This window comes from Helicobacter sp. 23-1048 (assembly GCF_053654545.1).
On record NZ_JBSIUT010000001.1, the window covers coordinates 1,118,634 to 1,145,347 of the forward strand.

Sequence of the window (26,714 nt, forward strand, 5' to 3'; positions counted from 1 at the left end):
TGACAATGCGCAATGTGGGACTTTGAAATAATTACAACAAAACCAAACAAAAAAATATATTGTAGAGAGAGCAAATTGAGAAATTTTATGCTACAATCACGGCTTATTTTATACCATTTAGGAGGTCATTATGGCTTTAGATATGGCGAAGAAAAAAGAGATTATCGCAAAGTTTGGGCGAGATAAAAACGATACAGGCTCATCGGAGGTGCAAGTCGCGCTTTTAACCCAGCGCATAGCAGACTTAACCCAACACTTAAAAGCAAATCCCAAAGACCACTCATCGCGTTTAGGCTTGCTTAAACTTGTAGGTTTGCGAAAGTCTTTGTTATCATATTTGAAACGCACAAAATACGAGTCGTATGTCAAACTCATTAAGAGTCTAAAACTTAAGGACAGATAGGGCTTTAAGTCCTATCGCCTTGACAATCCTTTTATATCCATATTATCTCTAAGACGCTTTTATAATCTTTATTCCAAGAGTTTTTTAAACTTTCTATAAAATCAATAAGAGCTTTATAGGTTTCCTATAAATCTTTAGAAAAATTAGAGAATCTTTTGGGCAATCGCTTTAATTTTCTTATACACACTATCAAAATCCACGCCATAAGTGCGTGTCTCGCCAATGGTTGTGATAAAATTCGTATCGCCTATAAATCGAGGCACGAAGTGCAAATGCAAGTGCTCTGGGATTCCCGCTCCACCCGCACGATGGATATTCATACCCATATTTATCCCGCTTGCGCCATATTCATAGAGAATCTCAAAGGCCTTTTGAGAAAGAGAGTGGATATGCTGCCATATTTGTGCGTCTAGATTCTCAGGGGAGCTACAATGTGCGTGCGGGATAATCATAAAATGTCCGGGCGTATAGGGAAAGAGATTCATCACTGCGAAGCACATTTCATCGCGGTAAAATACGCGGTGTTTCTCATCATCATTTGGAGTTTTTGAAATCGCACAAAACACACATTCATCACCCTTATCCCCGAAGTATGCCTCGCGCCAAGGGCAGTAGAGTGCTTGCATTAAAGATTCTTAAATAAAGCTTGGCGCATCATTGCTAAAGAGCACCAAATCATTTGGAAGCGTGCAGGCTTTTAGCATTGTTTCAAGTGATTCTTTACTTGGCAAAATGATTTTTTGCGCGCTTTTAATATGGCTAGAGAGCACTTTTGTATTGAGAGAGCCCGTGATAATGGCAATGTCAAAGACTTCATCAATTTTTTTGGCGAGTTGGATATTTGCCTCTTTAGTGCTCTCTACGATACCGGGCGTGATGATTACGCGTCTTCCATTATAAAGCGAGGAGAGGCGCACAGCCTCGAGCATTCCGTTGAGATTCCCATTGAAGCTATCATCAATGATAAGTTTTTGATTTACTTCTATTTTTTGCAAGCGGTGCTCTGTTGGCTCAAGTCTTTTGACCGCACGCACAATCTCTTCGGCTTTTATTCCAAGTTCGGTGGCGATACTCACTGCCACAGCGATATTGTGTGCGTTAAATGTGCCTAGAATCTGCGTCTCAAACTCCACCCATTTGTCTTTGATTTTGAGCTCAAATGTCGTGCCATCGAGCGTGGCATTGACATTGCGACACGCTGCGGGGTAGAACTCTGTATTGCGTGGTTTGATAGTCTCAAAATCGTGAGGCAAGAGGTTTTTTTCATAAATGTATGCTTTTTTTAATCTATTAGAATGCAAGAGCTCAAATTTCGTCTCTACAATGTTTGCGAGATTTTTAAAGTATTCTAAATGTTGCTCGCCAATCTCGCCAATAATGGCGTATTGCGGATTTAAAAATTGCGCGATTTCATCAATATCGCCCTTTTGACGCGCACCAGCTTCGGCTATGTAAATATCTGTGGTGTAGGTAAGATTCTCGTTAATATCTGCAATAATGCCAGCAAGCGTATTGACACTGCGTGGAGTAGCATATACGGCGTATTGCGTGCCAAGAATCTGTCTAAGATAGTTTTTAATGCTTGTCTTTCCATAGCTTGCTGTAATCGCTATAATCTTTAACCGACTAAATCGCTCCAACTTTTCTTTTGCCATTTTTTTATACTGCTTCAAAAGAGCAAATTCATAAGTCTTTGACACAATATGTCCAAAGATAAGTGGGAGGATATGAGAAATAGGTGTGTTTGTCTCAAAGCTAAAACTCAACGCCTCATCTAAGGCTAAAAATAAAAAGCACAAAATAAAGAATCTTATCACCCTTTTGGTGAATTTTAAAGGTTTATCTTGTGAGAATCGCCACGAACACAACGCCACAAAAAGCACACCCACAACAACAATACAATATTTCTCAAATCCAAAAACTTCAAGCGTTATAAACACGCCAGCAGGCAAGAGAAAAAACCAAATATGCCAAAGTGGCTTATGATGACGGAAAAAGACACGAAAGAGGCTGTAATTATACCATTGCAACAGCGTGATAAAATAAAATGCTATTTCAAGGTTTAGAATAAAACGCGTGGCAACGCCTAAAATGTATTCATCACTCATTTATTATCCTCGCAATATACTAAATTCACTGAAAGTTTTTCTCTCTTCACGATTTGATTGTATATGTGAGACATTTGCTCGCAATGGTCCTTTTTGAAGCATCTCACAATAACTTCGTAGCGTTTGCTCTTTGGCTTGGGCATAGATTTCCACACTTCCATCTTGGAGATTTTGTGTGCTTCCCTTTATGCCTAGCTCATCGGCTTTAGCTTTGGCAAATTTACGATAACCAACTCCTTGCACCTTGCCATACACAAGGATATGCCAACAAGTAAGAGAATCGAAATCGTGCGATTGATTTGATTGCACTTCATAAGATTGTAGCGAAATTTTAGAATCTAAAGCCTCTTTAGGAGTATTTTTATGTGTAAAGTAAGATTGTATAACGCCAGCTTGATTTAAGAAAAAATAATGCCCGCCATCAAGTGCGAAAAAGTAGGCATTTGGCAATAAGTTGGCGATTTTTTCTCCACTGCTTAGCGGTGTAGCGTCATCTTGTGTCCCCCAAAAGACATAACTTTGCGCATTACAGGCTTTGAAATGCTCACTAAAATCTTCATTTACGACATTTTTAAATGTTTGATACATCGCCTCATTAAGATTATCAGCGTCCTTTGAACGGAGGGCTTTGGCATTTAGTCCTAGAGTTTTAGCGACTTTGGCAAGAGTGATTTTTACGCGCGTTTTGAGGGATTTGGGCGTTAAGATTCCAGCACTAGAGAGCAAGATAAGAGTGCGAAGTTTAAGTGCATTAGTAAGTAAAAGCGCGACCTTTCCACCAAAGCTATGTCCTACGAGGATATACGCGCTTAAATCAATATCACTCACGCTTTGTTGTAATTGGCGTAAGAATGATTCCATAATATTGGCGTAATCGCTTGTATAAAGTGCTTTATCGCAAGGACTTCCACCAAAGCCGGGCAAATCCACATAGCAATGCACAAATTCTGCGAAACTTTTGCCAAAGGCTTGCTTCATTAGCTCTTTATTGCTTCCCCAGCCGTGTAAAAATACCAGCATACCGTGCGGATTTTTTACTTGGAGATTGTGTAATTCATAGCTTAATGGAAATGTTTGCTGCATATATGTAATGTTTTTTATCGCCATACACACTCTCTTTCTAGTTTTTAAACGCCAAAATTATTTTTGTATATCGCATTATAATGCGCGGATTTTAGCGTTTAGTAAAATTTCAGTTAGAGGAGTTTATTTGCCTTTGGCACGCTGGATTTTTTCTATGTAAGCATAGGAAATTTTTATGCGTTTTTTATGCGGAAGATTTGCGCTAAGAGAGTTGAGGACATTTTTAAAGTCTTTAAACAAATAATTTGCCCCAGAACCCGGAATAGGGTTAATCTCGTTGAGATAGACTTCATCATCAATCACAAAAAAATCGCAACGGATAATCGCTCCCTCAAAGGCATTTTCATAAATTTGCGTAAAGTTTTTTTCAATCTTTGTGCGAAGATTCTCGCTTATGTCCGCTTGGAGAATCTGCTGTGTGCGTGAGAAATCTAAATATTTTTTCTCAAAGTCTAAAAACTCGCCTTTTTGTGGCTCTTCAATAATGGAAAAAATCCACTCATCTTCGCCATTGTCATTTTTTACCTTGCACCCCGCGAGATTGTATTCTTTAATGTTGTGGATAAAAGGCTCAATGACAACGCACTCATCATATTCAAACGCACTCTCAATGGCATAAGCAAGTTCTTTTTGCTCCGCGACCACACTCACACCGATAGAGCTTCCAAGTCTCGCTGGTTTCACAATTACAGGATAGGGAAAATTTGGAGTAAAATCGCTAAGTTTTTTGTCAAATTCAAAGTCGTGGGTGTATAGGACTTGATAGGGCAGGGCTTTGATTTTGCGTTCAGCACAAAAGAGCTTTGTCAAAGTTTTGTTAAAACTGAGCGCGCACGCTTCCACTCGTGGCGCAATATAGGGAATCTTATAAAACTCAAACAACGCGCTTAGGATTCCATCTTCGCCATCTGCGCCGTGTATGAGGCTATAAGCGGTTTGGATAGGGATATTTTTGCGTGTTTTAAAAATTGTATTGGTGTAATAAAATCCTGCAAATGTAGGGAAAATTTCCTTGCATTGAGTTTTATACTCTCCTTTGGCGAAAAATGAGGATTTCATATTTTTGCTTGGGATAAGCCAAAAACGATGCGTAGAATCTAAAAAAATAAAATGTGCTATGTCGTTGCCTAAAACCTTTTTAAGCGCAATCGCACTCACAATGCTAATCTCGTGCTCAAAACTTATCCCACCAAAAATCACACTAACTTTCAATGCTTACTCCTTGCCTCATTTGAAATAGATATTTTACCAAAGTTTGAATTGTGTTTCAGTGCTTTTGTAGAGATTTTTTCGCACACCGCCTATGTCATATTCTACGGCAAATCCATATTTCACCGTTGTATTGCCTGATTTGCGTATTTTGGCTTTTTCATACACATCTGCTGGGATAGCTAGCGAGCCTACACCTGCCGAAGAATGCGGGGGGAGCTTTTTATTTGCGTTTCCATCGGTTATGAGATTCCCATCCATATACAGCGCAAGGTGAGAAATGTCTAAAAACTCCTGTGTTTTGTTCTCTATGCTAAGAGCCACCGTGCCTTTAGAGAGATTAAACGAATTTGCCTTGAGCACAAGATGTTCGTTTTCTATGCTAAGGGCTGGGACGGATTTGTCTTTTAAAATCTTGCCCGCTGGCGTCTCGCCTCTGAAATTTGGCGCATACATATCTGCCCCGCGTGAAAGTAGCAATGCTATCATTTCTTTATGATTATTTTTTGTGGCGTAGTGTAGTGGTGTATTGCCCAAGTGCTCATCGGCGACATTGACTTCCGCGCCTTTTTTGATGAGTTCTTTTGCCACCTTGACATCGCCTAATGCCACGACTTTAAGCAACGCCGTCTCGCCGTGGCATACCGCATTGACATCTGCTCCACGCTGGATTAAGAGATTTACAATTTTTAGATTCCCTTTTCGTGCTGCGTCATAGAGCGGAGTGCTATCGCGTAATCTCGCTTCAATATCTGCTCCAAGTGATATACCCTTACGCACTTCTGTGTAACTATCGCTAAAAAGCATTGTATTATATCTGTCATTTGCGCCTTGTGCTAGGGTAAATGCAAGCATTACAATCATCAAATGTCTCATTGTTAGGATTCCTTAAGTTATGGATTTGCATTTTAGCTGACTTTAAGCAATTTTTAATCCCTAAAGACGACAAGCAAAGTTGCTTTATCACTATGTAAGTAATTGTGAGATAAAAATCTTTTAATTCTCATTTTATAATTTATAATAAAAATATTTTAGTAGATTCTCATACTATTAGGGTTTTTATAGAAACTTTTATTGTTAATAAATAAAAATCATTATTTTTTTGCTATAATTGCCAACTCAAAACAAAGTGCTTTAAAGCATTTTGTCATCTCATTATTAAAGGATTAAAGTATGAAAAAACATATATCTGTCTCACTAGCATTGGCTTTAAGCGCGAGTTTATGGGCTGATGATACAAGCACGCAACAAGAGGCTATGCAAGAAGCCAAACTTGGTAAATCCACGGTTACAGCGCAAGTTATGCGCTCAGAGCTCGATGAGCTCAATCGCAGTGTGTATAAGATTGATAAAGAGCAAATCGCAGAAAAAGGCTATCGCAGTAGTGAGGATATATTTCGCTACACGCCTTTTGTGGGGTTAGCAAATGTTGGCTTAGGGAGCAACTTAGATTTACGAGGGCAGGGCAATCGCGCAAATACTAGCGTGCAAGTGCTCATCAATGGGAATTATTCTAATATGCTTGATTCTAGCCACGGAGTTACGCCACTTAATACTCTCTCGCCAAATAGCATAGAATCTATTGAGGTTTTGCCCGGTGGTGGCGCGGTAATGTATGGTAACGGCACGAGGGGGGGGGGTTGTTAATATCCTTACACAAAAAAGATATGAGACTCCATATTTTAGTGCGGGACTTAGCTATTCTAATACCATTGCTAGCGTGGGGAATAATTATAACGCCGATGTGCGCGTTGGCGGGAAGATTGGCGATGGCACTTATATCACTACAAGCGCAGCTTATATCGATAGAGGCGGACCTAGACTAGGTGATAGGACTAATGGCGCGCAAGGCTCATTTTCGCTCACAAAGGACTTTGGCCCTGATTCAAGTGTGAGTTTTGATATAGATTACTTTGCAGGGATTATCCGCACCACGCCAAATAATTCCTTTAATGACATAGCCAATCCAAGCAAGTCTGATAGAGGCACAGCGGGCACGGGCTCAATGAGAAACTCCCAACGCCGTCTTGATGTAAGCCTAGCGTGGAATATGGCTCTAAGTGAAAATAGCAAGTTTGATGTGCGCGCATTTTATCACTTAAATAAAATCAAATACGAAGATTCTATAACTAATTTAACCAATTATCGTTATGGGACTTTTGCCTTTGCTACGACTTCTGCTGACCAAAGTGGCTCACTTTTTGACGACCAAAAGGCTGGTGTGAATGCCAAATATGATTTAAATCACACCAATGGACGCTTTATGCTGGGATTAGAATCTGTCTATCAAATCAGCAATCGCACAATGGAGCAACTCATTAACGCAAGTGGTGGGACAGGCGCAGTTACCGCGTATAATCACCCAATGCACATTGCCTTTAATGGTAATAAATGGAATACCGCGCTTTTTGCGTTAGAAAAATACGATTTTGGCAAGCGATTCTCACTTACAGGTGGTGCGCGATATGAATATGCTTACTATGATATAGATGTGCTCAATCAACAAACGATTACTATGACAGGTGGCGCACCAGTGCCGATACGCATTAACGCAAATGGCTATCTTAAAGATTCGTTGCATAACTATGCCTTAGAACTTACACCAAACATTCGATACAGCGATAATGGCAATATATTTGTAAAATACGAAAAAGGGTTCTTTTCGCCTAGCCCCAACTCTATGCTTACACGCAGTGGTAGCAATTATATCACAACGAACTTAAAACAAGAGGATTATCATACTTTTGAATTAGGATTAAAGGACTTTTGGGGCAGTAGCGTAGCATTCAGTGCGAGTGTGTTTTATACACTTACGCAAAATGAATTTTACACCATTGGGAACGCACACTCCGCAAGTGGCGTAGTCTATGGTAATTATGATAGGACAAGTCGCGCAGGTGTGGAGCTTTTCTCCGAGCAATATTTGCTTGGTGGGGATTTGAGCATAAGCGAGAGTGTTACTTATATCGATGCGAGAATCTTACGCAACAATGGCGCGAGTGTAAAAAACCTACTTATCCCTTATGTGAGTAATTATAAGGCGACCATTGGGCTTAATTACAATGTAAGTAGAAACTTTGGAATTTGGATTCAAAATAGCTTTTATGGGCAAAGCAAAGATATTGAGACTTTTACTACCACAGGGCAGGGGCAAGCTCAAACAAGGACAAGCAATGGACAAAAAACAATCCCCGCATATAGCCTCACAGACATTGGGCTCAATGTCAAACTTGGAGATTTCTCTTTGAGCGCGGGCGTGCGTAATGTCTTTGATACATTTTATTATAGCTATTACAACGGAGATGCGAGTGATAGTGTCGCTGGCTATGGATTCTTAATCGGTGCTGGGCGCAGTGCATTCCTCGAGGGCAGACTGAGTTTTTAGTCTTTTAGATTCTCTAAGTTTGCTTATTTTTGACTGACAAAAAGCCCGAGCAAAGTGAGAATCCCGCCGATGATAAGATAAGGCGTGAGAGACTCGCCCAAAGTGAGAGTGGCGATAAACACGCCCACCACAGGAATCGCATAGATATACGCGCTCGCTTGCAATGTGCCAAGTCGCTTTAGGCAGGCGTTCCAGCTTAGATAGCATAGCGCGCTTGCCACAAGCCCTAAAAAGAGCAAGTTTAGCGCGTTGGTGGGATTACTAAAGCGCGAAGATTCTATAATCTTGCTAAAATCCCCACCGCTTAGCTCCACGCTCTGCCACAGCGCGAAAGGAAGCGTAAAAATAAGCCCATAAAAAAAGATTTTGCGCGTCATTGCGATAGCATTCTCCCCGCGATACACACTAAAAAGTCGCTCCAAAATAATCGTATAAACCGACCAAACAAGCCCCGCTAAAATGCAGAGCATATCGCCAAGCGGGGATATTTCCACGCTAAAGCTACCATTAAGCACCACAAGAATAATCCCAACAAAGCATAGCCCAAAGCCAAGAAAATAGAATCTCCCAAGCCTTTTGCCAAAAATCACTCGCGCAAGAAGTGCGGTGGTAATGGGGTTAAACGCGACTAAAAGCGAGGCGTTTGACGCGCTTGTGTAGTTAAGCGCGATATTTTCTAGCAAAAAATACAAACAAGAGCCACTAAGTCCAGCTCCTGCGAATAATAGCTCATTTTTCACGCCACGAAAGGCGATAGCTGTGCGACATAAAAGCGCGAGGAATATATATGCCAAAAAGAAGCGGATAAAGAGAATCTCCGCAGGTGCAAAATCGCTTAATAACGCCTTTGTCGAGCTAAAAGTGCTCCCCCACACGATAATGGTAAAAATGGCTAAAAAATGCCCTATAAGGTCATATCTAAAGGTCGGCATTAAACTTGCTCCTTAGTTAGAAAATTTTAAGACAGCAATTATAGAGATTTTGGCAATAAAAGCAAGGGTTTTAAGTAAAGAGTGGATAGAATCACAAAGATTGCCTTCTATCCAAAGTTGTATTAGTATTTCCATACATATTTAGCTACGAAGTTGCGTCCGGGCTCAATAAGTGGATTTGTGAGATTTATGGGGTCTGCGAGTGGGAGTGTAGTTCTAGTCCATTCAGATGCTGGATTGATACCAATTTCATTAAAGAGATTTGAGACGCCCACAATGATTTCCATATCTTTTAGATAATGATTAAAAGCACCCAGCTTTATCCCTAAATGAATGTCAGTCATTGCATACCCTTTTGTAGCGATTTCGCTTGCGCTATCTATGCGTTTTTTAGGCGCATAATATCGCTCTCGCACGCTTAAATAGGCTTTGTTAAAATTTAGTCGCAAGGATAGATTCCCGCTAAATGGTGCAATATGCTTGATGGGTTTATTATCCGTTACATTGTGTCCGTGTAGGTAGGCAAAGGCATAGTTTAGCTCGACTAAGCCACTCTCTCCAAAGCTATGATTGCCTTCGAGTTCCGCACCCGTGATATATGCCTTGCCGACATTTTCATAGCGAAATGTCGCATCGCCAGCCTGTGTGGTATATGGGTTTCGTGCGCGCATATTGTGATAGTTGGTAAAAAACCCAATGAGCGAGACAAAGTGATTTTCGCTGTGGAATCGAAAGCCAAATTCTGCAGTTTGGCTGTATTCAGGTTTGATATTTGGGTTTGCTAAGATACTTTGTGCTGCTGTGCTAGAGCCTCCTCCACTATAAGTATTGCCTATGCGCTCGCTAATTTGTGGTGCGCGGAAGTTGTGGCTTATGTTAAAAACATTGCTAAAATATGAGCCTAAAAACACGACAGAGCCTAGAGAGCCTGTGAGCGCGCCTGTATGGATTTTGTTGTTTTCATCGATAAGGGCAGAAATCTCGGCTTGATTGAAGCGATTAGCCCAATTTCCCTCTTGGTCGCTGTGTCTCTTAGAAATCCAAGTGTAGAGGTAATCTCCGCGAATAGCCCCTGAGAGAATCCACGGCTCAAAGACTTTATAATCATCTTTGACAAACACCGCAAAATTCGTATTTGTATAGGCGCGGTTTCTTGTCGTAATGACATTTGTAGCAGTATTGATTTCATTGCCCGGCGTTAAAGAAATCTCACTCATAAAATCTGCTCCATAGCTTAAAGTGTGCTTGCCAATATGACTATCAAAGAGCAGACGCCCACCTATAAAGTTATTATCAAAAGTTTCGCGTTTGCGGTTTTGATTGGCATAGAGGATTTGAGAATCTAGGTGGCGATAATAGAGATAGGCTTCCATAGAATCTGCAAAACTCAAATCCTTAGCCTCAGCACCAGCACGCAAATAATACTCAATGCTTGGAGAATCTTCTAAGCGGATTTTATTTGTATTTGTAGCAGAGATTTGATAGCTTGAGCCCGGAGCTGCTGCTGTCCCTCCTGCTCGCTCTGCTGATACATTAGTATAGCGTCCTTGCAAATAGTAGCGCACACTTGATTTGGTTGTATAGCCTGCGTTGAAATCTACTCCATAGCCTTGATAGCCAGAGTTTGCTACCTTTAAATATTTACCATCGCTTTGCACAGGGCTTGTGTAATCTCCACCCATTCTGCCATTTGCTCCGATGAGCAAATCCCAGCCACCGCCACCACCTAGCACCTCTGCGCGTCCTGCTACACCGTCATTTACGCTTTGATATTCAAGTGAGCGCACCCTTGCAGTAGCTTTGAAAGTCTCGCTTTGAAGGTTATAATTACTTCTGCGCGTGCGGAAATTCACTATGCCATTGATACCTGAGCTACCCCACAAAAAGCTACCTGAGCCACGCAATACTTCAATAGAATCAAAGCTATATGGGTCAAACATATTAAATTCCGCTGTGTTGCGCCCAGCAAATGGCACACCATCAATCATCACTGTGCTACGCCAATCGCGTGAGTTTTGCCCACGAATGTTAATTTGCCCGTTGATTGCGCCTTGTCTTGCGAAGTTTATCCCGGGGACAGATTCTAACACATCTTGCACTCCACCAAGTGAGGTTTTCTCTAGCATAGCGTTAGAATCAATAATGCTGATTTGCTTTGGTTGTAATTCGATTGGGAGCTCACTTTGTGAGACTTGTGCAGTTACACTTGATTTTTCAAGTTGGATAGATTCTTCTACATTAGTGCTTTGAGAGTTGCTATTATTGTTTTCTGCCCCCCCCCCCATTATCATTTGCTAGAAGCATATTTCCTAGTAATATGCTTGATATTAGGCTTATTTTTATGGTTGTATTTTTGGTAGTTTGCATTATAGCTCCTTAAAGTTTTAATATTCGTTATTAAAAATTAAATAACGATTGGAGTTATACAATAATTTTTGTCATTTGTAAGCAAAAATATAAAAATTGCAGAAATTTTTTGTTAGAGACTTTTAAATCCAGTCTAAGCAAATGGCAATTTCCCCGAGTTGCCCTTGTTATGCCAAATACTTTGGATATTTATTGCTTGGTTGCATTAGTTTCTTTTTTTACGAAAGGAGGTTACGAAAAAGAAAAATCTTTCATTGGTCGGTATAACAAGTTGTGGCGACTCAGGGGTATCCTATGTCTTAGTGGGTTATCCATAGGATACGCGCGTATTATAGTGTTTTTTTTTTATAAAATCCATTTACTAAGTAAAATTTATGTAAAATTTTCGCGCAGAGATTCCCAAACTTCCCAAAAATCTCCTAAATCCGCACGATAAATTCATCGTGGCTAAAAGGGCTAACCTTAGAATGTAACTCCAAAGGCACGCTATAAAGCTTACTTAAATGCGTTTGGTTTAATAATTCCGCACTTGTGCCAAAGAGCGCGTTAGAATCTATTTCGCCCTCGTTGCGAAGTTTTGAGAGCAACAAAACTTTGTGCGATAAAAATAGCGCGTGGGCTGGGAAATGCGTATTTAGCACGATAGATACGCCCTGCTTGCTTAAAGATTTTAGCGTGTCTAAAATCATCTTTTGATTGGCAAAATCTAAGTTTGATTCTGGCTCATCAAGGATTAAAATCTCTGGCCGTTTGACTAATGCGCGGGCAAAAAGCACCATTTGGAGTTCGCCACCGCTTAGCGAAGCGCAGTTTTTATCGGCTAAATGTGCGATTCCTAGCTCGTGTAATACCTCTCTAGCACGCATAAAATGCTCTTCTTTTGGCTGAAATTTAATAGCATTATTTAGCCCTAGCACCACCATTTCAAGCGCGCTTATAGGCAGGGTTGCACCCTTAATCTGCGCGACATAGGACACTTTATCCCACATAGCACCTCTAAGCTCGGTGATATGTCGCCCTTGCAATAAAATTTCCCCACTGCTTTTCAAAAATCCCAAAAGGCATTTTAGCAATGTCGTTTTTCCCGCGCCATTGCGCCCTAAAATGCTTAAAATCTCGCCTTTTTGAAGCGAAAAACTAATGTTTTTTAAAATGTGCATTTTTTGTAATCCCACAAAACGCCAAAAGCACAAATCTTTGACTTCTAGCAGGGACACTTGAGAATCTCGCCCAGCATTTTGTAAAACATCTTGCGACAAATCATTTCCAAAATCTTGCGCAATATTGTGCTTAGATTCTTGCGAAGTGTCCTGCCTAGATTTTGGCAAGGATTTTGACTCCATAATCTTATTCATAGCTTTATGCCTCCTTTGTTTTTATGCAAAATGTAGATAAAAAATGGCGCACCAATGAGTGCTGTAAGGATTGAGATGGGAATCTCATTTGCGCTAAGCGAGCGTGAGAGCGTATCGATGATGATGACAAAGCCCGCGCCAAGTATGCCACTAAGTGGCAAAAGCCGTGAGCTCTCGCTTCCCACGAGCAATCGCGCAATGTGAGGCACAAGCAATCCCACCCAGCCGATAATCCCGCACAAACTCACGCTCACGCTTACAATAAGCGTGCAAGAGAGGATTACCACTGCCCTCAAGGCGTTTAGATTTACCCCTAGAGATTTTGCCTCCTCCTCGCTTAGAGAGAGGATATTTAGCTTCCAGCGTGCTAAAAACAACGCTACGCAACCAAGACACACTGCGACTACGCCTAATGCAAGCTCGCCACTCCACACTCTTGATAGAGAGCCAAGAAGCCAATAAGTAATGCTAGGGAGCGTATCTTGCGGGTCGGCAAGGTATTTCACAAGGCTTACAAGGCTAGAAAACAGCGCAGAGATGATAATCCCGCTTAAAACCATACTAATGGTGCTAAGTGGGACAAAGCGCGAGTAGCTAACCGCCACGACAAGCACCAAAGAGATGATTCCAAACACAAATCCAAACGCAAAAACGCCAAGCATACTGCACCCAAACATAAGAGCGAGCACCGCTCCAAAGCTAGACGCGCTTGTAACGCCCAAAATATCAGGGGTTGCTAAAGGATTGCTAAAAAGGCTTTGAAACGCGCAGCCTGCCATACTTAGCCCCGCTCCCATAACGATGGCAAGTAGCACACGCGGAGCGCGAAAATCTAGCAGGACAAATGTATCCACTTCGTTATCAAGGCGATTTCCAGCGATTAGTGAGAGTATATCGCTAATATGAACTTCATACCGCCCAATGCTAAGCGCAAATAGTGCAATAAGAAGCACAACAGCAATGCTTAAAATGTAAATGAGAGATATTTTTAGAGTAGAGTAGGGCATTTGCACTCCTAGATTCTAAATTGCGATAACACACATTAGTATTTCCACACATATTTAAGTGTGAAGTTACGACCGGGCTCTACAAGCGGATTAGTAACAGAAAGCGCGTAATTTGCATTCATTCCTGTTACGGGGTTGCGCCCTATGGCATTAAAGACATTAGAGATTCCAAAAATAAGCTCCATATCTTTCAATGTGCTTTTAAACTCCCCAAGTTTTACCCCAGCATACATATCTGTCATTGCATACGCAGCAGTTTTACCCTCTGGATTAGAATCTTGTGGGTCTATGCGAGTTTTTGCACCATAAAACCGCTCCATAACGCTAATATAAACTTTATCAAAGTTAAATTTCAACATTGCATTACCATAAATTGGTGCAATATAGGCTATTGGTTTGTTGTTGGTAATATCGTGTCCATAGTTATAGGCAAGATTGTAGTTCAATTCCACTTTAGAATCTAAAAAGTGATGTCGCCCCTCTAGCTCCGCACCTGTGATATAGGCTCTCCCTACATTTTCGCTGCGTGTGAGATACGCATTGCCCGGATTTCCTCCTGTGATTGCATCGAGTAATGTTTGATTGGTATAGACACGCGTTAATATCATATCGTGGTAATTAGTGAAAAATCCTGTAAGCCCTATAAAATGCTCCCCTGTATTAAAGCGAAATCCGAGCTCTGCAGTTTGGCTGTATTCTGGTTTTATATCAGGGTTTGCGACTACATATCGCGGAGCAGAAGCACCTAAAGACATTCTGCCTGTGCCACCTGGGTCTTGGAAATTATGACTTATATTGATGACATTGCTTAAATAATCTGTGATAAACCACACAGAGCCAAGTGAGCCTGTAACCGCGCCTGTATGCACGGGTTTATCACTAATGGTGTTAAGCAATGCGGCTGGATAGTTCTGCTCTATGCTAGTAAGCGTCTTGCCAAAAGTGGTAAGCACATAGTCTCCTCGTGCTGCAGCAGAAATAATCCAACTATCAAATACTTTGTAATCATCTTTTGCAAATATTGCAAAATCTGTATTGGTGTATTTTCGCACAGCTGTCCTTGATGTGGTAATCCCACCTGTGTTATCGATGATTTCTTGTGCCACTTGTGTGCCTTTTATGGTGCTTTCTATTTCTAGTCCATAATTTACATAGTGTTTTCCAAAGTTCCCATCAAACACCAACCTTGTGCCTACAATGTTGTCATTATAAACTCTTTGATGGATATTGTTTCCGGGCGTGTAGCCGTTTGTCCCACCAGAGCGATAATTCCAAATATCTGTATCCCAATGGCGGTAATGCACATAAAAATTCATAGAATCTGCAAAGCCTAAATTGCTTTTTTCTACCCCAGCGCGAATGTAATACTCTGTGATTGGCACTTCAGCCACAGAGATTCCATAATATGAGCCCGGTGCTGCAGCTACCCCAGCTCCGCCACCTGCGCGATGAGATTCTATATGTGAGTAGCGTCCCTGTGTGTAGTATCTCGTGTGATTTTTGTTTGTGTAGCCAATGTTAAAATCAAGGTTAAAGGTTGTGTAATTGGAGTTTGGGGCTTTTAAATAATTACCCTGACTTCCTGCTGTGAGAGATTGCAAGGGTGTAGTGTAGTCATCACCTTGCCTTGTGCTCGCTCCTATTAGCACATCCCAACCATTACCACCACCCAAAATCTCCGCTCTACCAGCAAAACCATTATTGACACTTTGGTATTCTAGGGCGCGGATTCTCGCTGTTGCGCTAAATTCTTCGCCACCAATGTTGTAATTGCTTCTGCGCGTGCGGAAATTTATCACGCCATTCATCGCATCACTTCCCCATAATGCACTCGCTGCACCACGAATAACTTCGATAGATTCAAATTGATAGGGGTCTAGCACATTGAAATCTAGTGTCGAGCGACCAGAAAAGCGCACACCATCAATCATAATAACCGAACGCGTGTTGTTTGAGTTTTGCCCGCGGATAGTGATTTGTCCGTTGATTCCCCCGCTCCTAGAATACAAAATCCCCGGGACTTGTTCTAGTAAGGCTTGCGGTCCGCCGACACCCATTCTCTCTAGGATTTGAGATTTTTCTACTACGCTTATTGCCTTGCTTTGTAGCTCGATAGGCAGTTCGCTTTGAGAGACTTCAGCAGTTACAGAGCTCTTTTGGAGTTGGACATTTTGCGCAGATTCTCCATTATGAGAATTAGTGTTTAAGTTTTTTTGATGAGCTGAATCTAAGTCAGTATCATCAGCCAAAAGACAAGTAGCAAGTATGCTTGAGAGTAAAATAAGATTGCCCTTATTCATAGTTTCTCCTTTTTAGATTATAAGATTTGTTACTAAACTTTGAAAATGTAACACAAAATTCATATATATATATATATATATATGCTAACTATTTGGGTATTATTGTAACGAAATTACTCAAAAATAGGTTTAAATATCAAAATGAGTAATAAACTAAGAATAAGGAGAAAACAATGAGTATGCAAGCGTGTGCTCCAAGCGATGTCTTGGAAATAACTACAAATGAGGTAAGCGATAATCTCGCTATAAGGTTGAAAGAAGTGTATAACCATAAAGAGATTCTCAAATATGGGAAAGTGGCATATTTTGACACTTATGGTTATGAAAAAGATGGAATCTACAATCACTTTCTTTACAAATGCGCGTTAGAATATAGAGATGTGTATAGTGATTTGGCTGGGTTTGAGTTGCAGAAGTATTGTGCTGTGGTTTTGCCTATGGGCATTGATGAAATAGCACTATGGGAGCATAGAGACAAACTCTATGAGTTTTTGGATAATGGCGGGATTGTAGTTAGCTTTTGTCATAACTACACGGGGATTTTGCCAAATAATGCGGGCTATATAAAAAGCCCCGTAGAAATCCGCGATAGAGAAATACGGCTGACAGGACACGGTCTCACAGAGGGCGTGCGCGAATATGATATAAACTTCCGCAGAGGTGTAAAAGGGTTTTTTAATCGCGGGTATTTTGAGATACCAAAATATCTTTTAGAATCTCAAAACACAAATACACATTGTTATACTGAGCCTTTAGGCGAAGTATCCAAAGAATCTACATTTTCTTGTCATACTGAGGCTTTTGAAAAAAGCCGAATTATCTCAAACTTACAAGATAGAGATATTTCGCTTGCGCTCAATATGACAAACAACGACAGAGATATTTCGGTTTCTAGGAAACCTCAATATAACAATGCGGATACTTCACTAGCTCCGCTCCCTCAATATGACAAAGATTCTATGGATTGCCACGAATTTGCTAACGCAAATTCTCGCAATGACGGATTTCCCCCTCCCATTGCGGAGGGGGATAAAGGGGGTGGGTATAAACCTTTTGAAATCTTTTTGCGCGATAGCGAGGGGAAATGCGTGGGCTATATCGATAGAATCTCTACAAATGGCGTGATTCTCGCCACTGCTGGCGCGGATTTGCTTACCTTTGGCGTGTTTGAAAACAATAGTGCTAGGAGGTTAGGGCTAAATCTGCTAAGCTGGCTAGGAAATGAGCTAAAAAATAGGGAATCTAATCCGTCATTGATAGCGAGCACAGCGCGTGAGCGTGGCAATCCACACGCTACAAATTGTCATACTAAGCGTAGCGAAGTATCTCAAAATAACCAAAACAGAGATATTTCGCTACACGCTACGCGTTTTGCTCAATATGACAACAATTCTGTGGATTGCCACGCCGACAAGTCGGCTCGCAATGACACCCACCCCCACCCAACGGGTTGCGAGGCGTTAGCCAAAGCAAAAACCCCCTCCGCAAGGGAGGGGGTTTTTATGGCTACAACCTCACATTGTCATACTGAGGGCGAAGCCCGAAGTATCTCGGGCAATAATATATCAAATAATCTAGAATCTAGAGATTTTTCGCCTACGGCTCAAAATGACAAAGATAAAGATATTTCGCTCGCGCCCAATATGACAAAGCCTGCCACAAATGCAAGCCAAAGTGGGCGGTTTCACTTTGACATAGAAACCATAAAATCCCAAAAGCCCAAAAATCCCCTACGCAAAAATCCTACGCTAAAAAATGCCATAATCACAGGTGGAGCAAGCTATGAGCGCAACTTTTTCTACAACAAAGACGCAAAATACGCGCATTTTTTTGACAAGCGAATCTACCACAAAGACGCGCAAAATACGGATTTTAGCGGGCTTGATTATATCGTCATCGCTTCTAGGGCAAATCCGCGCTTTTTACTGCCCTGCAAAGAGAAATTTGTAGAGTTTCTAAAAAATGGCGGGAGCATTGTGAGCTTTGGCGAGGTTACGCAGGGATATTTGCCAAATATCGCGTGGAAAGAATATGGCGTGAATTTTTGGTGGTGGCTCTCTCAAGGTGCGGATATGTCCTTTGAGGTGGGCGAGTATGGCAAACGCCTCTTTAGCAAAATGGAGCTTTTCACGGCTAAATGGCACTATCACGGCGCGTTTTATCCGCCTAAAGATTCGCAAATGATTTTGGCAAACGAGCTAAATGAGGCGATAATCTACAAAGATACGAGTTTCAAAGGCGGGCTGTATGTAACCTCTCTTGACCCAGATTTTCATTTGGGGCAGGGCTTTATGCCAAAGACGGAGCCGTTTTTTGATGCGTTTATGGAGTGGATAGAAGAAGATATTTTACATTCTAGAATGTGAAAAATTCGTCTTTGGGTAGTCATTGCAGAGATTTGAGAGTTTGCCACAAGGCACGCACGAGTAGTGCGCTAACCTTGTGTCAAACTCTCAAAAACTCCACAAGCATTACCGCAAAATACTAGAATTTAGGTTTTGTAAATGTGCTTATTTTCTTGTCATTGCGAGCGAGCAGTGGCGAGCGTAGTAATTCACAACCAAAAAAACTACAAAAAGTATTATTGTGGCAATTTGTGATTGTGGATTGCCACGCGTTGCGTTGCAACGCTCGCAATGACGATGTGCATTGTCATACTGAGGGCTTTTAAGCCCGAAGTATCTCTCAACTTCGCAAAAAGAGATATTTCGCTATCGCTCAATATGACAATATGCGACTTAAAAATTAGGTTGGACAAAAAATAGATTGCCACGAAGTCGTGCTGACTTCTCGCAATGACAAACAGGGCTAAAAGTCCAGCTCGCAATGACAAAAAACAATATTACAATAAAGGACAAAACAATGAACACACACAAAAACATACTTTTTGCAATGTTTGCAAATCTTGCATTTATCGCGCACGCCTTTAGTGCGAGTTTCCCGCTGACACTTGTCGATGATGATGGGATAAAAGTAACTATCACAAAAGAGCCACAAAAAATCGCCATAGCAGGGATTTGGCCCCTGCCATCTGTGATGATAATGCTTGATAATAGCGCGAAAAGAATCGCGTATATGCCACAAGCCTCTAAAAACGCGCTTTTGTATTCCTTTATGATAGATTTTTATCCGCAAATCGCGCAAATCCCCACAGGCAATAGCGAAAATATCGAGGAGTTGCTAAACTACAAGCCCGATGTCTTTATCTGTCATAGCGCAAATAAGGCTATTTGCGCGCTTATGCGCAAAAGTGGCGTGCCAACCCTTGCCATAAGCGTGGCAAAATGGGGATACAACTCGCATAAGACTTTGGAGGGGTGGTTTGGGCTAATCGCCCCCCTGCTAGATAAAGAATCTAAAGCAGAGCGGATTTTGCAAGAAATCAAAAAACAAGAGGAACTAGCACAACAATCATACACACAAAATCTACCTTTGCAAAATCTCCCCACACAAAATCCACAAAATCTTAGCGTAAAAAATGCAAAAAACTCTAGCACACATAGAGCGCACACCCAAAAAGAATCAACCGCGCTTCCAAAAGCGATTTTTATCCACACTTATGCAAGCGATGAAAAGCTCGTAATCGCGGGCATTTTTGGCAAGTATTTGCTAGATTTTAGCGGTGGGATTCACGCGCTAGATTCCCTGCGGAGTGCGACTACTTCGATTGAGGAAATCTACAAACTAAACCCTGATATTATTTATATCAACAACTTTACGCCACTTTTGCCAAAGCAGATTTTAGAATCGAAGCGGTGGCAGGGCATAAAAGCGGTGCAACAGAAGCGCGTGTATAAACTGCCATTAGGGAGTTATCGTCCATTTGCCCCGGGCGTGGATTTGCCATTGCTTCTTGCGTGGCTACGAGCACATAACGCAGAATTTATAGAATCTAGTAAAGCAAATTTAGATAGCGCAAAAGAAGTGATAAAAGAGGACTACAAGGCGTATGCAAAGCAATACTACAAAGAAATCTTTGGGCTAGATTTAAATGACGCACAAATTGACAAAATCTTTAATCCCTCAAGCAAGGCTGGGCATTTGGATTAAAATCTACTTGATTAACGCGCTGATTTGCTTGAAATGCTCATTTTTAGATTCTAGCATTGCGCCAAAGAGGAGTGATTCTACGCACGAGATTTTCGCACCACCGCTTCGCATTAGCTCGATAGCGTTTAGGTGGTTTGCTTCTTTGCGCGAGTTTAGCGCGTCTTGCGCTACCCACACGCTAAGCCCTAAATCTAGCGCGTGAAGCACGGTTTGAAGCACGCAGATATGACTTTCAATCCCGCAGATTATGAGGTTTTTTGCCCTGTCTTGTGTATTAAGCTTGGCGATAAAATCCATAATCTCGCCATTGCCAAAAATACTAAAACTTGTCTTTTCTCGCACGCAGATTGTAGAATCTCCTCTGTCAAATTCCACGCGTTTATCGGTGTTTCCAAGCCCTTTTGGATACTGCTCGGTGATAAGCGTGGGAATGCCTAAAATCTGCGCCCCGCGCAAAAGCGTGTTGGTATTTTTGATAAGATTTTGGTAATCAAACATCAGCGGGAGTAGCCTCTCTTGCACATCGATGACTACTAAAAGGCTTTCATTTGGCTTGTAGAGCCCGTATTCAAATGGTTTCATTTCTACACCTTGTTTAAAAAAAATTGCCTTAAAATAAGTTGCAAAACATTAAATGATTGTCTGCCATACGAAGGCTTAAAAAGCCGAAGTATCTCTACATTGCCTCTACGCCTCGCACAAAAATAGAGATATTTCGCTTGCGCTTAAGTATGACAAAATTCAATAAAAACAAAAAGCACCTAAAATCGCGCTTCAATCCAACAATAAATAGCCTGTGCTTTAAATTTTAAAATTTAAAGTTTTGCCACAATCGCCTTGGTATCCCTAGCGATGACAAGCTCTTCATTTGTGGGGATTACGCACACTTTGACTTTAGAATCTTTAGTGGAGATTATCGCTTCTTTGCCACACGCGTTGTTTGCTTCCTCATCGAGCTTCACGCCCAAAAACTCTAAATGCTCCACAATCATACCGCGTATAAATTTCGCATTCTCCCCCACGCCCGCGCAAAAGGCAATCGCATCTACGCCTATCATCACCGCACAATAGCTTCCAATGTATTTTAGCACGCGATATGCAAAGGCAGCGCGAGCGAGTTTCGCCCTCTCATCGCCTTTTAGCTCGGCATCAAGCAAATCCCTAAAATCACTTGATACGCCTGAAATCCCAAGCACGCCAGATTTTTTGTTTAGGATATTTACGATTGCTTTGGTGTTTAGCCCCTCTCTATCGGCGATATAGTCCAAAATCGCAGGGTCTAAATCCCCGCTTCTAGTCCCCATTATAAGCCCCTCTAGTGGCGTTAGCCCCATACTTGTATCCACACATTTGCCGTTTTTTACCGCAGAGATGGACGCGCCATTGCCAAGGTGGCAGACAATGATTTTAGAATTTTTATAATCAAGTCCCAAAAACTCCGCCGTGCGCTGTGAAACATACTTATGGCTTGTCCCGTGAAAGCCATATCTGCGCACTTTGTGCTTCTCATACCATTCATACGGGACGCCATACATATACGCGCGTGCTTCCATAGACTGATGAAACGCCGTGTCAAACACCGCTACCATAGGCGTTTTTGGCATTTGCTCGGAGCAAGCTTTGATACCCATTAAATGTGCGGGATTATGCAGAGGCGCGAGAGCGGAGCAATCCTCGATATGCTTTATCACAATCTCATCAATAAGCACAGATTCTTTGAAATACTCGCCACCGTGCACCACGCGATGCCCGATAGCAGCGATTTCATCTAAAGATTTTATTGCGCCGATTTTTTTGTCGGTTAGGATTTCTAGCACCGCAGAGATGGCGTTTGAGTGATTGACTAGGTTTAGCGTCTTGCTTACTTTTTCTTCGCCTTTTTTGTAGTTTAGCACGCTTCCTTCAAGCCCGATTCTATCGCAGATTCCAGAGGCTAGGACTTTTTCGCTATCGACATTTATGAGCTGAAATTTTAGCGATGAGCTCCCGCAATTTACCACTAATACATTCATTTTTTCTCCTTTTTGTTGGTATGCCTGACACATAGTCTTAACTCAATCTTAAAGGACAAAACATAACAAAAGTAAAAAATAATGTTAATTTATCAACATATTGTGTATAAATTACACAAATTCTACAATAACTTTACTATAAATTTCTATGAGAGATTTTTGGTTTTTGTGTGTATATTCAAACATTTGTTTAAATTCTCCGCTTTCGTGGCAAATTTGGCTAAAAAAAATGTATTACCCTTAGTGGTTTTATTCACTTCGTATTGATTGAGTAAATTTTGGCAAAAATCTGCGTTTATTGTAAAGTCTTAAAATCTGTCTTAATAACTTGGATTATGTTTTTAATCCCCTCTTTTGATTTATGACTAAATTTGCGGTTTGTGTGATGTTGCTTGTAAGATTCTTAAAATATTTGTCTATTTTGTCTTTAATCTGTTCGTGTATGCTAAAAGCTATAATTTGCACTGCCTGTGCTATTTCTTAAAAATTTCGTTAGTTTATAAATGCGGGCTTACCCGCGCTATTATTTATTTAAACAAGAATTTATTTTATCGTTTCTAACCTTTATAAAAAATTCTAAAAATTCCTCGTAGCTTAGTTCTCTTTTTTCTTTGAGAAGTAAAGTTGGTATTGCCCCATTTATAAAACCTATTGTGTATATTGTAGAATTATAAATGCACGCTCCGTCTTTAAATATGGTAACTTCACCTATCATTTTTTCTTTAAAAAGATTGTCTATATACTTTCCGTAGGTTTCTATTCTCTTTTCTTTTTCGCTTTCACTTAGAAAGCATTCGCAATCGTTCCCTATTAGGTTTAGTGTTAAAAATATAAATACTAAAATCCTTTTTTCATTTTGCCTTTCCCCTTATGCTTGGATTATTGCGATTCGTCATTTTCTAAAATAACACGCTCTTTATTTAATTCTCGCCACTCTATAGGTTTCACTTTTGCCATTTTGTATTGAATAGTCAATACTATTTACTGCTGTGGTGATGAGGCTAACCATAATTTCGTTAGTTTCATCACCGTTATGCGCAATACACGATAAACAATGCTGTCCTATTGTTATTGCGCTATTTCATCGCGCCTTTTGCGCTTTGCACGAGTTTATTAAAGCTCTCAATGTCATTTAACGCCATATCGGCGAGAATCTTCCTATCCATCTCGATATTTGCGAGCTTTAGCCCGTGCATAAACTTAGAATAGCTTATATCCTGCATTCTGCACGCGGCGTTGATACGGATAATCCAAAGACTTCTAAAATCGCGCTTTTTTTGCTTCCTGTCGCGAAACGCATAGCACAAACTTCGCTCTAGTTGCTCTTTTGCCTTGCGAAAATGCTTCCTACGCCCGCTATAAAAGCCTTTTGCCTGTTTTAGGACTTTTTTGTGTCGCCTACGGCGCACTATGCCTGTTTTTACTCTCATTGTTTCTCCTTTACCTTTTTTAGGTGTAACTCTTATTTCACGCTTGTGCTTTTGGGCGTATTTATGAGATTATTTCGGCTATTTCGCCCGCGATGAATGACATATTCTATCTTGGCTCATAGCCTCATAAAGCCCACAAACACGCCTCAAAATCCCTGCGCTTATTTTTATTGTTTTTAGAGTTAATCTTGCCCTTTTTGTGCTATTTGAAATTCTGCATTTCGCAACTTAAGGGGGACTTTGACTGAAACTTCTCTTTTTTACTCGCATTTTTTTGTGCATTTTAAAATGTGCAAGCCTTATAAACGCTCCACATTAAGCGATTTATCCACATTGTGAAATCTATGCCACAACGCTACGCTTGGCAAAGTAGATTCTTCACAGAATCAATATTTGCGCTATGCACAAAATGGGGCGATTTTAGTCGCGCTTTGCGCTTGGGCGATTTTTTTGTCAATATATGACTGCGAAACGCACTACCGCGTTTGATAAGATTTTTTTTGCATTTAAATCTTTTTGCCGCCCCGCGATTTGTTTTCATCTTTGGCATTTGCTACCTCCTTTCATAGATTTTTAGATTTCGCGTTTGTGCTTTTTATTCTTTAAGTTTTTCGCATTATTTTTTGAAACAAAACCTGCCATTTTAGCAAATTTATCAAAATTTCACGCAAAATCTAGGCTAAATTCTTAGCCTTAAATCCCGCTTGAAAATCCACAAACTCACTTCGTCTTTCACTTGACTTTCTTAGGCACATACAGCACGGAGAGATACCGCCCCTCTAGCTTTGGCTCTTTTTCTGCTATCGCGATTTCCTCTATCATTGCTGCGACTTTTTTTAGCGTATCAGCCCCAGCTTCAGGGATATTTACCTCGCGCTGTTTTAAAAACACTTTAAACCGCACATGTTTTCCAGAATTTAAAAACTCGATTGCGTGTTTTACTTTGTAGTTGATGTCGTTTTGGGCGATTTGGGTGGAGAGTTTGATTTCTTTGATGTCGATTTGCTTTTGCTTTTTGCGCGCTTCTTTTTGTCGCTTTTCTTGATGATAGCGGAATTTCCCATAGTCCATTACTTTGCAGACGGGCGGTTTGGCATTTGGCGAGATAAGCACCAAGTCCAAATCCTCCCTCACGGCGATTTCTAACGCCTCCCTAGAGCTCATCACCCCATACACTTCGCCACTATCGCTGATACAGCGCACTTCGCTAAGGTTTATTTCCTCATTTATTAGCACTTCTTCTTTACTCAAAGCTCACCCTTTGCAATTTAGATTTTACCATTTCCAAAAATTCTCCTTCGCTTAGATTGTATTGTGAATCCTCTTTTTTTACGCGTCTATCGCGCAATGCTAGCATTTTGGATTCCACTTCGTTTGCACCGATGACTGCGATTAAAGGCACGCGGGCTTTTTCTGCGTTGCGCACGCGCTTTGAGAGGGTTTCATTTTTATCGCTCACTTCGCTATATGCACCGATTTCGCGCAGTTTTCGCTGGATTTCTTTCGCATACGCGTTTTGCTCTTGCCCGATAGGGATAAGCACCACTTGGGTGGGCGCAAGGGCGAAAGGAAACTCCCCGCTAAAATGCTCTGTCAAAATCGCTACAAACCGCTCAAAGCTCCCTAAAATCGCGCGGTGGAGCATCACAGGCCGTTTAGCTTCGTTATTTTCATCGATATATTCTAGCTCAAACCTTTCAGGCAAATTCATATCCACCTGCACCGTGCCACATTGCCATTTTCGCCCTATCGCATCGGTTATCTTTATGTCAATCTTAGGTCCATAAAACGCCCCGCCTCCCTCATCTATGCCGTATTTTATGCCGTTTTTTTCTAGCGCGTTTTGTAGCGCAAGCGTGGCGGATTCCCAAATAGCATCTTCGCCTATGGACTTGCTTGGGCGCGTGCTTAGCTCCATCTCATAGCTAAAATCAAAGGCTTTCATTATCTTATGCGTAAATTCTAGAATCTGATTAACCTCGCTTTCAATCTGGCTAGGCAGGCAAAAAATATGCGCATCATCTTGGGTAAATTCTCTCACCCTCAAAAGCCCGTGAAGCACGCCACTTTTTTCGTGGCGATGCACGATTCCGTATTCATAAAATCTTAGCGGCAATTCGCGGTAGCTTCGCTTGGCACTTTGATAGACTTTGATATGCCCGACACAATTCATAGGCTTTATGCCGTATTCTTGCTCATCGATGGTGGTGAAATACATATTTTCTTTGTAGTTGGCATAATGCCCGCTTTTGCGCCACACATCGCTTTTTAGGATTTCAGGGGCGCGCACAGGCTCATATTCGCGCATTATCAGCGCACGGGTGAGTAGCTCTTCTATTTTGCGTCTAAGCCTTGCTCCTGCGGGTAGCCATATCGGCAGTCCCGCGCCGATTTCTTCATCAAATGTGAAAAGCCCCATTTCTTGCCCAAGTTTTCTATGGTCGCGCTTTTTTGCCTCCTCCATTTGCGTTATGTAGGAATCTAACGACTCTTTATCCGCAAAGGCAATGCCATAGATTCTTGTTAGCATTTGCGCACTCTCATCGCCCCCTAGATACGCTCCTGCGATTTTGGTAAGCTTAAAATGCGCTAAAAGTTTGGTATTTGGCAAATGCGGTCCCCGACACAAATCAAAAAAATCGCCCTGCGTGTAAATCCCAAAGCTATCCCCTGTAATCTTACTCATCACCGCGAGTTTGAGCTCATCATCGGCAAATCTCTCTTGCGCGTCTTTGCGAGTCATCGTGGATTTGGTGATTTCATAGCCTTTTTGGGCGATTTCTTTCATTTTCTTTTGGATTTTGGGCAAATCCTCCTCGCTAATCTTAGAATCTACCTTAAAATCATAATAAAACCCCTCATCTACCACAGGCCCTACAAAGAACTTCGCCTCAGGGTAAAGGCTCTTTATCGCTTGGGCTAGCAAATGCGCGCAAGAATGACGGATAATCTCTAGGGAATCTTTGCTATTGTCAAAATAAATATCCACCCCACCATTTAAAGCACGCTCTTTAATTGTGCAAATATCAAAAATTTCTCCATCAATATTTTTGCCAATAATTGTCTTACTCAA

General features: G+C 41.3%; 22 protein-coding genes and 1 pseudogene. 6 read left to right on the plus strand and 17 right to left on the minus strand.

Going from position 1 to position 26,714, the window contains the following annotated elements:
- Positions 1 to 130 precede the first annotated feature (130 nt).
- Positions 131 to 403 carry a 30S ribosomal protein S15 gene (gene rpsO, locus ACWIWK_RS05505; RefSeq protein ID WP_454151566.1) on the plus strand — a complete coding sequence of 91 codons (273 nt, stop codon included), beginning with the start codon at positions 131 to 133 and terminating at the stop codon, positions 401 to 403.
- A 143-nt stretch (positions 404 to 546) separates the two neighbouring features.
- On the opposite strand, the gene ACWIWK_RS05510 is transcribed toward rpsO, so the two are convergent.
- The 6 genes and pseudogenes from ACWIWK_RS05510 to ACWIWK_RS05535 form a co-directional block, all read right to left on the minus strand.
- A complete protein-coding gene (locus ACWIWK_RS05510) occupies positions 547 to 1,029 on the minus strand; it encodes an HIT family protein (protein ID WP_454151568.1) in 483 nt (160 codons plus the stop codon).
- Between the two features lie 9 nt (positions 1,030 to 1,038).
- Positions 1,039 to 2,511: a Mur ligase family protein gene (locus ACWIWK_RS05515; protein WP_454151570.1), complete on the minus strand. Its 1,473-nt coding sequence runs from the start codon at positions 2,509 to 2,511 to the stop codon at positions 1,039 to 1,041.
- A 3-nt stretch (positions 2,512 to 2,514) separates the two neighbouring features.
- Positions 2,515 to 2,820 (minus strand): acylphosphatase, encoded by a 306-nt coding sequence (locus ACWIWK_RS05520; RefSeq protein WP_454152033.1) that lies wholly within the window; start codon positions 2,818 to 2,820, stop codon positions 2,515 to 2,517.
- A gap of 69 nt (positions 2,821 to 2,889) precedes the next feature.
- Positions 2,890 to 3,618 (minus strand): annotated as a pseudogene (locus tag ACWIWK_RS05525) (alpha/beta fold hydrolase); the annotation flags it as partial.
- A gap of 99 nt (positions 3,619 to 3,717) precedes the next feature.
- Positions 3,718 to 4,806 carry a D-alanine--D-alanine ligase gene (locus ACWIWK_RS05530; RefSeq protein WP_454151572.1) on the minus strand — a complete coding sequence of 363 codons (1,089 nt, stop codon included), beginning with the start codon at positions 4,804 to 4,806 and terminating at the stop codon, positions 3,718 to 3,720.
- A 33-nt stretch (positions 4,807 to 4,839) separates the two neighbouring features.
- The gene (locus ACWIWK_RS05535) at positions 4,840 to 5,679 is read right to left on the minus strand and encodes an ankyrin repeat domain-containing protein (RefSeq protein ID WP_454151574.1); all 840 of its coding nucleotides are present in this window, start codon (positions 5,677 to 5,679) and stop codon (positions 4,840 to 4,842) included.
- 297 nt (positions 5,680 to 5,976) lie between these two features.
- On the opposite strand from ACWIWK_RS05535, the gene ACWIWK_RS05540 reads away from it, so the two are divergent.
- Both ACWIWK_RS05540 and ACWIWK_RS05545 read left to right on the plus strand, forming a co-directional pair.
- Complete coding sequence (locus ACWIWK_RS05540) at positions 5,977 to 6,450, plus strand: TonB-dependent receptor plug domain-containing protein (protein WP_454151576.1); 474 nt, start codon at positions 5,977 to 5,979, stop codon at positions 6,448 to 6,450.
- A complete protein-coding gene (locus ACWIWK_RS05545) occupies positions 6,419 to 8,188 on the plus strand; it encodes a TonB-dependent receptor (RefSeq protein ID WP_454151577.1) in 1,770 nt (589 codons plus the stop codon). Before ACWIWK_RS05540 ends, ACWIWK_RS05545 begins: the two co-directional genes overlap by 32 nt.
- 23 nt (positions 8,189 to 8,211) lie before the next feature.
- Here ACWIWK_RS05545 and ACWIWK_RS05550 read toward each other — a convergent pair whose 3' ends face one another.
- The 5 genes from ACWIWK_RS05550 to ACWIWK_RS05570 form a co-directional block, all read right to left on the minus strand.
- Positions 8,212 to 9,120 (minus strand): DMT family transporter, encoded by a 909-nt coding sequence (locus ACWIWK_RS05550; RefSeq protein ID WP_454151579.1) that lies wholly within the window; start codon positions 9,118 to 9,120, stop codon positions 8,212 to 8,214.
- A 122-nt stretch (positions 9,121 to 9,242) separates the two neighbouring features.
- Positions 9,243 to 11,405, minus strand: coding sequence for a TonB-dependent receptor (locus tag ACWIWK_RS05555; protein ID WP_454151581.1), 2,163 nt, complete (start codon positions 11,403 to 11,405; stop codon positions 9,243 to 9,245).
- Between the two features lie 501 nt (positions 11,406 to 11,906).
- Positions 11,907 to 12,842 (minus strand): ABC transporter ATP-binding protein, encoded by a 936-nt coding sequence (locus ACWIWK_RS05560; protein WP_454151583.1) that lies wholly within the window; start codon positions 12,840 to 12,842, stop codon positions 11,907 to 11,909.
- Positions 12,839 to 13,849 carry a FecCD family ABC transporter permease gene (locus ACWIWK_RS05565; RefSeq protein WP_454151585.1) on the minus strand — a complete coding sequence of 337 codons (1,011 nt, stop codon included), beginning with the start codon at positions 13,847 to 13,849 and terminating at the stop codon, positions 12,839 to 12,841. The genes ACWIWK_RS05560 and ACWIWK_RS05565 overlap by 4 nt, the downstream gene beginning before the upstream one ends.
- A 35-nt stretch (positions 13,850 to 13,884) precedes the next feature.
- Positions 13,885 to 16,149 (minus strand): TonB-dependent receptor plug domain-containing protein, encoded by a 2,265-nt coding sequence (locus ACWIWK_RS05570; protein WP_454151587.1) that lies wholly within the window; start codon positions 16,147 to 16,149, stop codon positions 13,885 to 13,887.
- A gap of 173 nt (positions 16,150 to 16,322) precedes the next feature.
- Between ACWIWK_RS05570 and ACWIWK_RS05575 the strand changes: the two genes are divergently transcribed.
- The 3 genes from ACWIWK_RS05575 to ACWIWK_RS05585 all read left to right on the plus strand — a co-directional run bounded on the left by ACWIWK_RS05575 (position 16,323) and on the right by ACWIWK_RS05585 (position 20,199).
- Positions 16,323 to 18,515: a hypothetical protein gene (locus ACWIWK_RS05575; RefSeq protein WP_454151589.1), complete on the plus strand. Its 2,193-nt coding sequence runs from the start codon at positions 16,323 to 16,325 to the stop codon at positions 18,513 to 18,515.
- Between the two features lie 140 nt (positions 18,516 to 18,655).
- Positions 18,656 to 18,820: a hypothetical protein gene (locus tag ACWIWK_RS05580; protein WP_454151591.1), complete on the plus strand. Its 165-nt coding sequence runs from the start codon at positions 18,656 to 18,658 to the stop codon at positions 18,818 to 18,820.
- Between the two features lie 191 nt (positions 18,821 to 19,011).
- A complete protein-coding gene (locus ACWIWK_RS05585; RefSeq protein WP_454151593.1) occupies positions 19,012 to 20,199 on the plus strand; it encodes an ABC transporter substrate-binding protein in 1,188 nt (395 codons plus the stop codon).
- Between the two features lie 3 nt (positions 20,200 to 20,202).
- On the opposite strand, the gene ACWIWK_RS05590 is transcribed toward ACWIWK_RS05585, so the two are convergent.
- The 6 genes from ACWIWK_RS05590 to thrS all read right to left on the minus strand — a co-directional run bounded on the left by ACWIWK_RS05590 (position 20,203) and on the right by thrS (position 26,714).
- Positions 20,203 to 20,781 (minus strand): isochorismatase family protein, encoded by a 579-nt coding sequence (locus ACWIWK_RS05590; RefSeq protein ID WP_454151595.1) that lies wholly within the window; start codon positions 20,779 to 20,781, stop codon positions 20,203 to 20,205.
- 233 nt (positions 20,782 to 21,014) lie between these two features.
- Positions 21,015 to 22,211 (minus strand): acetate/propionate family kinase, encoded by a 1,197-nt coding sequence (locus ACWIWK_RS05595; RefSeq protein ID WP_454151597.1) that lies wholly within the window; start codon positions 22,209 to 22,211, stop codon positions 21,015 to 21,017.
- Between the two features lie 1,076 nt (positions 22,212 to 23,287).
- On the minus strand, positions 23,288 to 23,641 hold the full coding sequence (rplT, locus tag ACWIWK_RS05600) for a 50S ribosomal protein L20 (RefSeq protein WP_454151599.1): 354 nt from the start codon (positions 23,639 to 23,641) through the stop codon (positions 23,288 to 23,290).
- Positions 23,642 to 23,996: 355 nt separating this feature from the next.
- Complete coding sequence (rpmI, locus tag ACWIWK_RS05605) at positions 23,997 to 24,191, minus strand: 50S ribosomal protein L35 (RefSeq protein ID WP_023926866.1); 195 nt, start codon at positions 24,189 to 24,191, stop codon at positions 23,997 to 23,999.
- Between the two features lie 182 nt (positions 24,192 to 24,373).
- Positions 24,374 to 24,892, minus strand: a complete 519-nt coding sequence (gene infC, locus ACWIWK_RS05610) for a translation initiation factor IF-3 (protein WP_454151602.1) — start codon at positions 24,890 to 24,892, stop codon at positions 24,374 to 24,376.
- A complete protein-coding gene (gene thrS / locus ACWIWK_RS05615) occupies positions 24,885 to 26,714 on the minus strand; it encodes a threonine--tRNA ligase (RefSeq protein WP_454151604.1) in 1,830 nt (609 codons plus the stop codon). Before thrS ends, infC begins: the two co-directional genes overlap by 8 nt.

What these genes read in the sequence shown, in the direction of transcription:
- ACWIWK_RS05585 (WP_454151593.1), top strand. Translation starts at nt 19,012, where the DNA reads ATGAACACACACAAAAACATACTTTTTGCAATGTTTGCAAATCTTGCA.
- rplT (WP_454151599.1), bottom strand. Translation starts at nt 23,641, where the DNA reads ATGAGAGTAAAAACAGGCATAGTGCGCCGTAGGCGACACAAAAAAGTC.
- ACWIWK_RS05570 (WP_454151587.1), bottom strand. Translation starts at nt 16,149, where the DNA reads ATGAATAAGGGCAATCTTATTTTACTCTCAAGCATACTTGCTACTTGT.
- ACWIWK_RS05510 (WP_454151568.1), bottom strand. Translation starts at nt 1,029, where the DNA reads ATGCAAGCACTCTACTGCCCTTGGCGCGAGGCATACTTCGGGGATAAG.
- ACWIWK_RS05590 (WP_454151595.1), bottom strand. Translation starts at nt 20,781, where the DNA reads ATGAAACCATTTGAATACGGGCTCTACAAGCCAAATGAAAGCCTTTTA.
- ACWIWK_RS05515 (WP_454151570.1), bottom strand. Translation starts at nt 2,511, where the DNA reads ATGAGTGATGAATACATTTTAGGCGTTGCCACGCGTTTTATTCTAAAC.
- rpmI (WP_023926866.1), bottom strand. Translation starts at nt 24,191, where the DNA reads ATGCCAAAGATGAAAACAAATCGCGGGGCGGCAAAAAGATTTAAATGC.
- ACWIWK_RS05540 (WP_454151576.1), top strand. Translation starts at nt 5,977, where the DNA reads ATGAAAAAACATATATCTGTCTCACTAGCATTGGCTTTAAGCGCGAGT.
- ACWIWK_RS05595 (WP_454151597.1), bottom strand. Translation starts at nt 22,211, where the DNA reads ATGAATGTATTAGTGGTAAATTGCGGGAGCTCATCGCTAAAATTTCAG.
- ACWIWK_RS05565 (WP_454151585.1), bottom strand. Translation starts at nt 13,849, where the DNA reads ATGCCCTACTCTACTCTAAAAATATCTCTCATTTACATTTTAAGCATT.
- ACWIWK_RS05535 (WP_454151574.1), bottom strand. Translation starts at nt 5,679, where the DNA reads ATGAGACATTTGATGATTGTAATGCTTGCATTTACCCTAGCACAAGGC.
- ACWIWK_RS05575 (WP_454151589.1), top strand. Translation starts at nt 16,323, where the DNA reads ATGAGTATGCAAGCGTGTGCTCCAAGCGATGTCTTGGAAATAACTACA.
- ACWIWK_RS05560 (WP_454151583.1), bottom strand. Translation starts at nt 12,842, where the DNA reads ATGAATAAGATTATGGAGTCAAAATCCTTGCCAAAATCTAGGCAGGAC.
- ACWIWK_RS05545 (WP_454151577.1), top strand. Translation starts at nt 6,419, where the DNA reads ATGGTAACGGCACGAGGGGGGGGGGTTGTTAATATCCTTACACAAAAA.
- rpsO (WP_454151566.1), top strand. Translation starts at nt 131, where the DNA reads ATGGCTTTAGATATGGCGAAGAAAAAAGAGATTATCGCAAAGTTTGGG.
- ACWIWK_RS05555 (WP_454151581.1), bottom strand. Translation starts at nt 11,405, where the DNA reads ATGGGGGGGGGGGCAGAAAACAATAATAGCAACTCTCAAAGCACTAAT.
- ACWIWK_RS05550 (WP_454151579.1), bottom strand. Translation starts at nt 9,120, where the DNA reads ATGCCGACCTTTAGATATGACCTTATAGGGCATTTTTTAGCCATTTTT.